The sequence below is a fragment of the Pasteurella canis genome (assembly GCF_020810675.1).
Taxonomy (GTDB): Bacteria; Pseudomonadota; Gammaproteobacteria; order Enterobacterales; family Pasteurellaceae; genus Pasteurella; species Pasteurella canis.
In genome coordinates this window covers 1,034,558-1,047,077 of sequence record NZ_CP085871.1, presented here as the reverse complement: position 1 = coordinate 1,047,077, position 12,520 = coordinate 1,034,558, and the positions used below count along the sequence as shown (strand labels likewise).

Here is a 12,520-nt window from a genome sequence, read left to right as displayed (position 1 = left end):
ACTCGTCATAAACCTGTAATGGTGTCTGATTATAACAAAACAAATAAAAAAAAGGCGAACTTTAGGTTCGCCTTTGTATGAAATTTAATAGTTTATTTTAAGCTTCCTACCATATCTTCTGGACGAACCCACTCATCAAATTGTTCAGCGGTGACTAAACCTAAATTGATCGCTTCTTCTTTTAATGTCGTGCCATTTTTATGGGCTGTTTTAGCAATTTTTGCTGCATTTTCATAACCAATATGCGTATTCAGTGCAGTGACTAGCATTAAAGATTGCTCTAACTGTTGTTTAATACGCGGATAGTTTGGCTCAATACCTATAGCACAATGTTCATCAAATGATACACAAGCATCACCTAATAGTTGTGCAGATTGTAAAAAGTTAGCTGCCATGACAGGTTTATACACGTTGAGTTGGAAATGACCTTGTGTACCAGCAAATGAAATTGTCACATCATTACCTAATACTTGTGCACAAACCATTGTCATTGCTTCACACTGTGTTGGGTTAACTTTACCTGGCATAATAGAAGAACCTGGTTCATTTTCAGGAATTAAAATTTCGCCAATACCAGAACGAGGGCCTGAAGCTAAAAGGCGAACGTCATTAGCAATTTTGTACAATGACACAGCAAGTTGTTTTAAGGCACCATGTGTTTCGACAACGGCATCATGTGTTGCTAAAGCTTCAAATTTATTTTGTGCAGTCACAAAAGGTAAGCCTGTAAACTCAGCAATATAGTTTGCGACTTTAACATCATAACCTTTTGGTGTATTTAAGCCAGTCCCTACTGCAGTGCCGCCTAATGCTAATTCAGCTAAGTGTGGTAGGGTGTTTTCTAATGCTTTAATACCAAAAGAGAGTTGTGCAGCATAAGCAGAAAACTCTTGACCTAATGTTAATGGAGTGGCATCCATTAAGTGTGTACGTCCAATTTTTACCACATCTTGAAATGCTGCTGCTTTTTCCGCTAATGTTTTTTGTAAACGTTTGACACATGGTAGAGTATGCTCAACGACTTTTTTATAGGCTGCAATGTGCATTGCTGTTGGGTAGGTATCATTTGATGACTGTGATTTATTTACATCATCATTGGGATGAATAATTGACTTTTCACCCAATTTTCCACCATTAAGTACATGTGCTCGATTCGCAACAACTTCATTCACGTTCATATTAGATTGTGTACCTGAACCAGTTTGCCAAATCACGAGTGGAAATTGATCATCTAATTTTTTTGCTAGGATTTCATCACAGGCTTGGGCAATTAAATCGCGTTTCTCTAAAGGTAATACACCTAAATCATGGTTCGCATAAGCTGCTGCTTTTTTCAGATAACCAAAGGCTTCGATAATTTCTTGTGGCATGGAAGCTTCAGGTCCGATTTTAAAATTATTACGAGAGCGTTCAGTTTGTGCAGCCCAGTATTTATCGGCAGGTACTTGTACTTCGCCCATAGTGTCTTTTTCGATACGGAATGTCATAGTGTTACCTCTTGTTGAAAAATATAAAAATGAATAATGAAATTCTAACACTTGAGTGTTATTTGTGGAACGCTATGCCTCAAGCAAAACTTGGTTTTGTGATTTAGATCATAAAGTGCGGTTTGTTTTATAAAAGTTTTGAAAAAACTAAAGTGAAAAGTTGCAATGACTTTATCTTCGCATGCTTTTTCGTTAGAATCCTACAGTTATACCTTTTATAAAGGATTTATTGCAAAATGTCTAAAAATGCGCAATTTTACTTGTTAAATACTGATGCTCAAGCTGAAAAAATAGCTTGTGATTTAGCTGCTTCTGCATGGCGTTTAGGTAAACGAGTTTTAATTGCTTGTGAAACGGAACAACAAGCATTAGATATTGATGAAGCACTTTGGGCAAGAGAGCCTGATGAGTTTGTTCCTCATAATTTATCTGGTGAAATGACAACATATGCAACCCCAATCGAGATCAGTTGGAAAGGAAAGCGGAATGCACAACGACGAGATTTATTGATCAACTTACAAGTTGCAGTACCAGATTATATTGGAAGCTTTAATCAACTGATCGATTTTGTTCCTGTTGAAGAGCATCTAAAAGTTTTAGCAAGGGAACGTTATAAACAGCTTCGACAACTTGGTTGGACATTATCGACAGAACAGATGAAATAAAGAGAGATAACATGAAACTAGCTGAAGCTCTTATGCAGCGAGCAGATGCACAGCGTCGCCTCGCACAACTGAATCAACGCTTACAACAAAATGCAAAATATCAAGAGGGTGAAAAACCAGCAGAAAACCCGATAGAGCTATTGATGGAATATCGCCAAGTTGCGGATAGTTTAGAAAAATTAGTAGTACAAATCAATCAAACGAATAACCTAATATCCCTATCAAATGGGATGAAAATGGTAGAAGCTCTTGCAAAACGCGATCGCTTGAAAGATGAGCATTCTGCGCTGATTAAGCTAGCAGAATCAGCTTTACCAGAGCAAGATCGTTATAGCCGTAGTGAAATTAAAATGCTTTCTGCGGTAGATATTAAAGCAATTCGTCAACAAGCAGATCAGGTTGCTAAAGCACATCGTGAACTTGATGTGTTTATTCAGCAAGCAAATTGGCAATACGATTTGTAGAAAGTGCGATTCGTTTTAGGTATTTTTAGTCAGGGGCGAACACAAAACACACTCATGGGAACGAAGAGCCGTTCATTTCTCTGAACAACTTCTGCTCCGTACAAGTGAAATCGTACAAAAACATTGTACTGTAACAACCCTGTGTTGATCTGACTAAAAATGGGTGGGATAGGGGATTTAATCTGATGAATAGAAGAGGACAAGATTATGAGTAAAATTACATTAGCAGGCACAGAAATTGAGGTTGCAGGCGTATTTCCACAAGTTGGCGATGTGGTTGCAGATTTCACTACAGTGAGTGCAAAATTAGAGGACACCACTTTAGCAAGCTTTGCTGGTAAACGTAAAATTTTAAACATTTTCCCAAGTATTGATACGGGTATTTGTGCGACATCCGTACGTAAATTCAATGAGCAAGCATCAAAATTAACAAATACCGCTGTATTATGCCTTTCAGCAGACTTACCATTTGCTCAAACACGTTTTTGTGGTGCAGAAGGACTTGAAAATGTTGTGACACTATCGACTTTTCGTAATAAAGCAGTTCATCAGCAATTAGGGGTGGATATAACAGAGGGACCGCTAGCAGGTTTAACGGCACGTGCAGTGATTGTGTTAGATGAAAATAACTGTGTATTGCATAGCGAGTTGGTCTCTGAAATCAAGCAAGAGCCGAATTATGAAGCAGCTTTAGCTGTTTTATAAACTCTGCTATAGCGATAGTAGTGAGTTCAAATATTAAAAGATGCTTTAAGTAATTAGCTTGAGCACAGCTGTATTTTTAGTAAATATTATTGATGTGATCAGCATAATAATTACTCAAATATAAATGAAAGGTAATTGTACAAAGAAATAAAACGGGAGTGAAACCATGGAAATGCGTTTTTCTTGGTTAAAAATTGCGATACTTTTGGGCGGAGGTTTTTTTGCCTTCCAACAATTAGATAGAAGTAATTTTGATTTGCTTTGGTTTAGGTTTAATTCACTGTTAAATCGTTATTTTTTAGATTTTATGAGTGAGTTTGATTTATTTCTTTTTTGGTAGTCAATTTATATATTAATACGCATTGAGAGCATAAACGTTCTATGCTTGTATTTAAACTTAAGAAAAAAATAGTTTAAATTAAGATTTACATCATACAGAGAACTAAAATGACAAAACAATTTGAAATGGCAGATCGTTTTACACCATCTGCAGTGGAACAGGCACTGTATAAACACTGGGAAGAAAGTGGTTATTTTAAACCGTCAGAAGATACGACAAAACCAAGTTATTCAATTGCAATCCCGCCACCAAATGTGACGGGTAGCTTACATATGGGGCACGCTTTCCAACAGACATTGATGGATATTTTAATTCGTTTCAATCGTATGGAAGGGTATAACACCTTATGGCAAACAGGCACTGATCATGCGGGTATCGCAACTCAAATGGTGGTGGAGCGTAAAATCGCTGCTGAAGAAGGGAAAACTCGTCACGATTATGGACGTGAAGCGTTCATTAATAAAATTTGGGATTGGAAAGCGTATTCAGGCGGCACGATCAGTCAGCAAATGCGCCGTTTAGGTAATTCTATCGACTGGGATCGTGAACGTTTCACAATGGACGAAGGTTTGTCTGAAGCGGTAAAAGAAGTGTTTGTTCGTTTGCACGAAGAAGGCTTAATTTATCGTGGTAAACGCTTAGTGAACTGGGATCCAAAATTACATACGGCGATTTCTGATCTTGAAGTAGAAAATAAAGAGAGCAAAGGTTCACTTTGGCATTTCCGTTATCCATTAGCAAACGGTGCGAAAACTGCTGATGGTAAAGACTATTTAGTGGTGGCGACAACGCGTCCTGAAACAATGCTAGGTGATACCGCGGTGGCAGTTCACCCTGAAGATGAGCGTTATCAGTCGCTTATCGGTAAAACTGTTGTGTTACCCTTAGCTAATCGTGAAATCCCAATTATCGCGGATGATTATGTGGATCGTGAATTTGGAACAGGTGTAGTAAAAATTACTCCAGCCCATGATTTCAATGACTACGAAGTGGGTAAACGTCACCAATTACCAATGGTGAACGTGATGACTTTGAATGCAGATATTCGTGCTGAAGCAGAAATTATCGGTTCAGATGGCAAAATTCTTGAAAATTACACCGCACTTATTCCAGCAAAATACCAAGGTATGGAACGTTTTGCAGCGCGTAAACAAATCGTGGCAGATTTTGAGGAATTAGGTTTATTAGACGAAATCAAACCACATGATTTGAAAGTGCCTTACGGCGATCGTGGTGGTGTGCCAATCGAGCCAATGTTAACCGACCAATGGTATGTGAGCGTAAAACCGCTTGCTGAAGTGGCTGTGAAAGCGGTAGAAGACGGCGAAATCCAATTCGTACCAAAACAATATGAAAATCTGTATTTCTCTTGGATGCGTGATATTCAAGACTGGTGTATTTCTCGCCAATTATGGTGGGGGCACCGTATTCCAGCTTGGTATGATGAGGAAGGCAATGTATATGTAGCACGTGATGAAGCTGAAGTACGCCAAAAACATAATTTATCTGCTGATGTAGCCTTAAAACAAGATGAAGATGTGCTTGATACTTGGTTTTCATCTGGTTTATGGACATTCTCGACATTAGGTTGGCCGAAACAAACACCTGATCTGAAAATGTTCCACTCAACAGATGTGTTGATCACGGGATTTGACATCATTTTCTTCTGGGTTGCACGTATGATTATGTTCACAATGCATTTTGTGAAAGATGAAAATGGCAAACCACAAGTACCATTTAAAACGGTGTATGTCACAGGTCTGATTCGTGATGAACAAGGACAAAAAATGTCCAAGTCAAAAGGTAATGTGATCGATCCATTAGATATGATTGATGGTATTGATCTCGAAAGCTTGTTAGAAAAACGTACTGGCAACATGATGCAGCCACAATTGGCGGAGAAAATTTCTAAAGCCACAGTTAAAGCGTTTCCAGAAGGGATTGCAGAACACGGTACCGATGCGTTACGTTTCACATTAACTGCGTTAGCGACTAATGGTCGTGATATTAACTGGGATATGAAACGCTTAGAAGGTTACCGCAATTTCTGTAACAAATTATGGAATGCAAGCCGCTTTGTTTTAACTAATGATAAATTAGATTTGAGCGAAGGCTCTGTAGAATATTCGGTAGCAGATCGTTGGATTCAATCGGAATTTAATCGCACGGTAGACACATTCCGTAATGCCTTAGCACAATTCCGCTTTGATTTATGCGCAACTGCGCTTTATGAGTTCACTTGGAATCAATTCTGTGACTGGTATTTAGAATTGACTAAACCTGTTTTTGCCAATGGTACAGTGGCGCAAAAACGTGCTGCAAGTCAAACATTGATCAACGTGTTGGAAAAGTTATTGCGTTTAAGTCATCCTGTAATGCCATTTATTACTGAAGAAATTTGGCAAAAAGTGAAAGAGTTCGCTGGCGTAAATGGTGATACTATTATGTTGCAAGCATTCCCGAAATTTGAACAAAATGCATTGGATTATCAAGCGGAAGCGGAAATAAACTGGATGAAAGATGTGATTGTGGCGGTACGTAACATTCGTGCAGAAAGCAATATTCCACCAAGCAAAGGTTTAGATTTATTGCTGCGCAATCTTTCAGACACCGATCAAAACTCATTGGAAAACAACCGCACTTTAATTCAAGCAATGGCAAAATTGGACTCTATTCGTGTGCTCAAAGTAGATGAAAATGCGCCACTTTCTGTGACAAAATTAGTGAATAATGCTGAATTATTAGTACCAATGGCTGGTTTTATCAATAAAGAGGCTGAGCTTACTCGTCTAAATAAAGAAATTGAAAAATACCAAGGTGAAATCCAACGTATTGAAAATAAACTTGCTAACGAGGCCTTTGTTGCCAAAGCACCTCCAGCAGTTATCGAAAAAGAGCGTGCTAAAATGGCGGAATATGCTGAAGGATTGAATAAACTCAAACAACAGTATCAGGCAATTGAAGCATTGTAATATGAATAAGAGGCAAATTTATTTGCCTCTTATTTTAGCTTTCTATAAATTGTTTTGGCATGCTCATAAAAAAATGCGATGACTCGAATATCCATCGCATTTTTTATATTCAGTGTTGTTTAGATTACGCGTTGCAGCTTTCACAAGCAGCAGTAAACATCCAAATTAACTTCTCTTGTTCTTTGATGTAATCACTCATTTGAGATGCAGTACCTTCATCATCAGCATCACCAGCAAGCACTAAAATTTCACGTTGTTGTTTTAATAAAATTTTGAAACCTTCTAATGTTCCTTTCAAGCATTCTTTTGCTGTGCTAACGCCAATGTCTTCTTTAATAGTAGAAACGCTAAGGTATTGGCTATAGGCGTTATTTGGTGTATGGCCTAAAGTTAAAATACGCTCTGCAATTTCATCGACTTTTACTACTAAATCATTGTAAATTTCTTCAAATTTTGCGTGTAACTCAAAGAAGTTCACACCTTTGATATTCCAGTGATAACCACGTACATTAGTGTAAAAAACTTGATAATTAGCTAATAAATTATTCAATTCTTTAGCGAGTTTTTCAGATGAGGTTGCGCATAAACCAATAGCTGTTGTCATGGGTATTTCTCCAATAATTAAAATTTTATTTAAATTTCTGTCATATTTTATAAAACCAAGCTCATTACATGAGCGATATGGAGTCATAATACAACTTATGGGTCAAGAAAGGAAATTGTTAGAAATAATGACTTTGATAGGTAATATAAATTAATGCCTATTTTTTAAAAGGGTATTTTGTGTAAAAAGTGCGGTCTATATTGCTCAATGTTGACCGCACTTATGAATAAGTTAGTGTTCTCTAGTTTTGAAGAATTGCACGTCAGGATAACGTTCTTGTGCAAGATTTAAATTCACCATTGTTGGGGCAATATAGGTTAAGTTATCACCACCATCTAAGGCTAAGTTTTGTTCATTCTTGCGCTTAAATTCTTCAAATTTTTTGCTGTCAGTACATTCAACCCAACGTGCTGTAGCTACATTAATATTTTCATAAATAGCTTCTACGTTATATTCAGATTTTAAACGTGATACTACAACATCAAATTGTAGTACACCTACTGCACCAACAATCAAATCATTGTTCATTAATGGACGAAATACTTGCACTGCGCCTTCCTCTGAAAGCTGCACAAGACCTTTTAATAGTTGCTTCTGTTTGAGTGGATCTTTTAAGCGAATGCGACGGAACAATTCTGGAGCAAAGTTGGGAATTCCTGTGAATTTTATTTCTTCACCTTGAGTGAAGGTATCGCCAATTTGAATTGTACCATGATTATGTAAACCAATAATATCGCCTGCATAAGCCTCTTCGGCATGAGTACGATCGCCCGCCATAAAAGTAAGTGCATCAGAAATGACCACATCTTTACCAATCCGCACATGGCGAAGTTTCATACCTTTTTCATATTTACCTGAAACTACACGCATAAACGCGACACGGTCGCGGTGTTTTGGATCCATATTGGCTTGAATTTTAAAGACAAAGCCCGTGAGTTTTTGTTCGGAGCTTTCCACTGTGCGACTATCGGCTTGGCGAGCTTGTGGTGCGGGTGCCCATTGTGTTAAACCATCTAGAAAATGATCAACACCAAAGTTACCTAATGCGGTACCAAAAAAGACAGGGGTCAATTCACCATTTAAAAATGCTTCAAGATCAAATTCATTGGATGCACCTTGCACTAATTCTAATTCATCACGTAATTGTTGAGCTAAATCATCGCCTACAGCCATATCAAGTTCAGGGTTATTTAAGCCTTTTACAACACGCACTTCTTGGATAGTGTGTCCTTGTCCAGTTTGATATAAATAAGTTTCATCTTTATATAAATGATAAACGCCTTTAAACAACTTACCACACCCTATTGGCCAAGTAATAGGTGCACAATGAATATTAAGCACGCTTTCTACTTCATCAAGTAATTCCATTGGATCACGAATATCACGATCTAATTTGTTCATAAAAGTGAGGATTGGTGTATCACGTAATCGAGCCACTTCCATCAATTTAATTGTACGCTCTTCAACCCCTTTAGCACTATCGATCACCATTAAGCAACTATCTACTGCTGTTAAAGTGCGGTAAGTATCTTCAGAGAAATCTTCGTGCCCTGGTGTATCTAATAAATTGACTAAGCAATCATGATAAGGAAATTGCATAACAGAAGTGGTAATTGAAATTCCACGTTGTTTCTCCATCTCCATCCAGTCTGATTTAGCATGTGCACTTGAACCTTTCCCTTTTACAGAACCTGCAGTTTGGATTGCTTGTCCGTAGAGGAGAACTTTTTCTGTGATTGTAGTTTTACCTGCATCGGGGTGAGAGATAATCGCAAAAGTGCGGCGTTTATTAACTTGTTGTGGATAATCGTTTAATGACATGGTCTGTGTATTCATTTATGAGATTAAAAAATAATGGCGTATTTTCGCTTATTTTAGCGTTGTTCTCAAATTTATTTATAGAATTATAAAAAATGCAAACGTTTGCTTATCTTTCAGAGTAAAGTGCGTTACAATACTTCGCAATTTTATAATACAAAAACAAGGTGTAAACACATGACACAGCTAAGTCTAAACAAAATCTATTCAGGTAAGGTACGTGATCTATATGAGATAGATGAGAAGCGTATGTTAATGGTAGCAACTGACCGCTTATCCGCATTTGATGTGATTTTAGACGATCCTATTCCTCGTAAAGGGGAGATTTTGACGCAAATTTCTAATTTTTGGTTTCAGAAATTAGCACATATTATGCCGAATCATTTCACAGGTGAAACAGTATATGATGTGCTACCCAAAGCTGAAGCTGACTTAATAAAAGACCGTGCAGTAGTCTGCAAACGCTTGAAGCCAATTAAAATTGAATCTATCGTTCGTGGTTATTTAACGGGGAGTGGATTAAAAGATTATCAGAAAACGGGCACGATCTGTGGATTAGTATTACCAGCAGGTTTAGTTGAAGCAAGCAAATTACCTGAGCCGATTTTTACGCCTTCAAGTAAAGCCGAAGTAGGCGATCATGATATTAATATTAGCTATGAAGAATGCGAAAAACTAATTGGGCAAGAGTTAGCTGCTCAAGTCAAAGAAAAGGCTATTGCACTTTATAAAGCTGCTGCAGACTATGCTTTGACGAAGGGGATTATTATTTGTGACACTAAATTTGAATTTGGTTTAGATGAAAATGGTACATTAACTCTCATGGACGAAGTATTAACGCCAGACTCAAGCCGTTTTTGGTCAGTTGATACTTATCAAGAAGGGATTAATCCTCCGTCATTTGATAAACAATTTATTCGAGATTGGTTAGAAAATAGCGGTTGGAATAAAGAACCTCCAGCGCCTAAAGTACCTATGGAGGTCATTCAAAAAACTGTTGATAAATACCAGGAAGCATTGGATTTGTTAACGAAATAAGTGGAAAATAGGCTTTCTTCCTTTGGGAAGGAAGCTTTTTTCAATATAAAAATGCAAGGAGAATTATGAAATCGGTTTCAATAGTGGGGTTGGGTTGGCTAGGCTTACCTTTAGCTCGCCATTTGAAAAATTTAGGTTGGGAAGTGAAGGGGAGTAAACGGACACATGAAGGTGCAGAGCAAATGCGGCTTATTCGTCTTGAATCTTACCCATTGGAGCTTACTCCTGAAATTAATGCCGATCCTGATGATTTGACTATGCTTTTATCAGTAGATTCGTTAGTGATCAACATTCCGCCAAGCCAATATTTTTTTAATCCACAACATTATGTATTAGGGATTCAAAATTTAGTTAATGAAGCCTTGTTACAGGGTGTTAATCATATTATTTTCATTAGTTCAACCTCTGTTTTTCCTGAAATTACAGGGCAGTTTGATGAGTCTTCTATACCGCAGCCAAATTCTGAAATAACAAAAGCGCTTATCGAAGTTGAGCAATGGCTTTTCCAGTTAGACAATATTGATTGTGATATTATTCGATTTGGTGGGTTGGTAGGTGATGATCGTCATCCTGTTTATTCGTTAGCAGGAAAAGAAGTCAAAGCAGGCAACTCACCTGTCAATTTAGTCCATTTTGATGATTGTGCGCGAGCGATTCAATTATTACTCGAGACTCCAAGTCATCAGCGCTTATATCATGTCGTTGCGCCAGAGCATCCACGTAAAGCGGAATATTATTCCATAATGGCGAAAAAACTGGGTGTAGAAGCACCGCATTTCATTTCTTCTGACGACGATCCTGTGCGTATCATTCTTGCAAATAAAATTTGTCAGGAAATTGATTTTGTTTATCAATATCCTGATCCTTATTCAATGCTACCAAATAAAGAAAAGTATGGTGGACTTTCTGACGAATTTTTGAAATAATAAAGTGATTATTTAATCACTTTTTTTGCGTAATTATTTAGTTTAAGGTTTTTAGTATGTCAAACACAATTTTACAACAGCTCCCAAAAGGTCAAAAAGTGGGTATTGCATTTTCTGGTGGCTTAGATACCAGTGCAGCATTATTATGGATGCGTCAAAAAGGAGCAGTACCTTATGCATATACCGCAAATTTAGGTCAACCAGATGAAGAAGACTATAATGCTATTCCACGCAAAGCGATGGAATATGGTGCTGAAAATGCGCGTTTGATTGATTGTCGTGCACAATTAGCACATGAAGGTATTGCAGCTATTCAAAGTGGTGCATTTCATATTTCAACAGGCGGAATTGCTTATTTTAACACCACGCCATTAGGTCGCGCCGTAACAGGTACAATGCTAGTGTCTGCAATGCGTGAGGATGATGTAAATATTTGGGGAGATGGCAGTACTTTTAAAGGGAATGATATTGAGCGTTTCTATCGTTATGGTCTATTAACCAATCCAAATTTAAAAATTTATAAGCCATGGTTGGATAATCAATTTATCGAAGAATTAGGCGGTCGCCATGAGATGTCTGAGTTTTTAATTGCGAATGGTTTCGAGTATAAAATGTCTGTGGAGAAAGCGTATTCTACAGATTCAAATATGCTTGGTGCAACGCATGAGGCAAAAGATTTAGAGTTTTTAAATACGGGGATTCGTATTGTTAAACCTATCATGGGTGTAGCATTTTGGCGTGATGATGTTGATGTGAAAACTGAAGAGGTAACAGTACGCTTTGAAGAAGGTATTCCTGTTGCTTTAAATGGTAAAACATTTAGTGACCATGTTGATCTGTTCCTTGAGGCCAATCGTATTGGGGGGCGTCATGGTTTAGGGATGTCAGATCAAATTGAAAACCGTATTATTGAAGCGAAGTCACGTGGTATTTATGAAGCACCCGGGATGGCACTATTACATATTGCTTATGAGCGTTTAGTGAGTGGTATTCATAATGAAGATACGATAGAACAATATCGTATTAATGGGTTACGTTTAGGTCGTTTACTTTATCAAGGGCGTTGGTTTGATCCTCAAGCATTAATGTTACGTGAAACTGCACAACGTTGGGTAGCTCGAGCTATTACTGGTGAAGTCACTTTAGAATTACGCCGAGGTAATGATTACTCGATCCTTAATACAGAATCACCAAATTTAACCTATATGCCTGAGCGTTTAAGTATGGAAAAAGTGGAAAATGCACCATTTGACCCAATTGATCGTATCGGTCAGTTAACAATGCGTAATCTGGATATTGTTGATACTCGCGATAAGTTAGGAATTTATACTCAAACTGGCTTATTGAGTATTTCTAAGGATTCTTTTTTACCTCAGTTAAATAATCAGAAAGACTAATACAAATTCTTTTTAAAAATAAACCGCACTTTTCTGTGATGTAACATTGAAAGTGCGGTTATTTTTGATTAGAATCTGCCCTTAAATTTTTCCTTTCTCACCAG

The 12,520-nt window shown here is 37.5% G+C and carries 11 protein-coding genes; 8 read left to right on the top strand and 3 right to left on the bottom strand.

The genetic code is table 11. The features are described from left to right. Window positions 1-92: 92 nt before the first annotated feature. Window positions 93-1,487, bottom strand: coding sequence for a class II fumarate hydratase (gene fumC / locus K7G93_RS04905; protein WP_049213928.1), 1,395 nt, complete (start codon window positions 1,485-1,487; stop codon window positions 93-95). A gap of 236 nt (window positions 1,488-1,723) precedes the next feature. Between fumC and K7G93_RS04900 the strand changes: the two genes are divergently transcribed. The 5 genes from K7G93_RS04900 to K7G93_RS04880 all read left to right on the top strand — a co-directional run bounded on the left by K7G93_RS04900 (window position 1,724) and on the right by K7G93_RS04880 (window position 6,633). After that, window positions 1,724-2,152 carry a DNA polymerase III subunit chi gene (locus tag K7G93_RS04900; protein ID WP_049213929.1) on the top strand — a complete coding sequence of 143 codons (429 nt, stop codon included), beginning with the start codon at window positions 1,724-1,726 and terminating at the stop codon, window positions 2,150-2,152. 11 nt (window positions 2,153-2,163) lie between these two features. Then, a complete protein-coding gene (locus K7G93_RS04895; protein WP_226690603.1) occupies window positions 2,164-2,616 on the top strand; it encodes a DIP1984 family protein in 453 nt (150 codons plus the stop codon). Between the two features lie 207 nt (window positions 2,617-2,823). After that, a complete protein-coding gene (gene tpx / locus K7G93_RS04890; RefSeq protein WP_160531030.1) occupies window positions 2,824-3,321 on the top strand; it encodes a thiol peroxidase in 498 nt (165 codons plus the stop codon). A gap of 166 nt (window positions 3,322-3,487) precedes the next feature. Then, the gene (locus K7G93_RS04885) at window positions 3,488-3,661 is read left to right on the top strand and encodes a hypothetical protein (RefSeq protein WP_153266351.1); all 174 of its coding nucleotides are present in this window, start codon (window positions 3,488-3,490) and stop codon (window positions 3,659-3,661) included. Between the two features lie 107 nt (window positions 3,662-3,768). Beyond that, complete coding sequence (locus tag K7G93_RS04880) at window positions 3,769-6,633, top strand: valine--tRNA ligase (RefSeq protein ID WP_226690604.1); 2,865 nt, start codon at window positions 3,769-3,771, stop codon at window positions 6,631-6,633. A 124-nt stretch (window positions 6,634-6,757) separates the two neighbouring features. Here the strand turns inward: K7G93_RS04880 and K7G93_RS04875 are convergent, their stop codons facing one another. Continuing rightward, window positions 6,758-7,237 (bottom strand): Dps family protein, encoded by a 480-nt coding sequence (locus tag K7G93_RS04875; protein ID WP_049213933.1) that lies wholly within the window; start codon window positions 7,235-7,237, stop codon window positions 6,758-6,760. Between the two features lie 231 nt (window positions 7,238-7,468). Next, window positions 7,469-9,058: a peptide chain release factor 3 gene (gene prfC / locus K7G93_RS04870; protein ID WP_049213934.1), complete on the bottom strand. Its 1,590-nt coding sequence runs from the start codon at window positions 9,056-9,058 to the stop codon at window positions 7,469-7,471. 174 nt (window positions 9,059-9,232) lie between these two features. On the opposite strand from prfC, the gene K7G93_RS04865 reads away from it, so the two are divergent. The 3 genes from K7G93_RS04865 to argG all read left to right on the top strand — a co-directional run bounded on the left by K7G93_RS04865 (window position 9,233) and on the right by argG (window position 12,416). Further along, window positions 9,233-10,093 (top strand): phosphoribosylaminoimidazolesuccinocarboxamide synthase, encoded by an 861-nt coding sequence (locus K7G93_RS04865; RefSeq protein ID WP_049213935.1) that lies wholly within the window; start codon window positions 9,233-9,235, stop codon window positions 10,091-10,093. A gap of 65 nt (window positions 10,094-10,158) precedes the next feature. Continuing rightward, window positions 10,159-11,019 carry an SDR family oxidoreductase gene (locus tag K7G93_RS04860; RefSeq protein WP_160531029.1) on the top strand — a complete coding sequence of 287 codons (861 nt, stop codon included), beginning with the start codon at window positions 10,159-10,161 and terminating at the stop codon, window positions 11,017-11,019. A 56-nt stretch (window positions 11,020-11,075) separates the two neighbouring features. After that, window positions 11,076-12,416, top strand: coding sequence for an argininosuccinate synthase (argG, locus tag K7G93_RS04855; protein WP_160531028.1), 1,341 nt, complete (start codon window positions 11,076-11,078; stop codon window positions 12,414-12,416). Window positions 12,417-12,520: the final 104 nt, after the last annotated feature.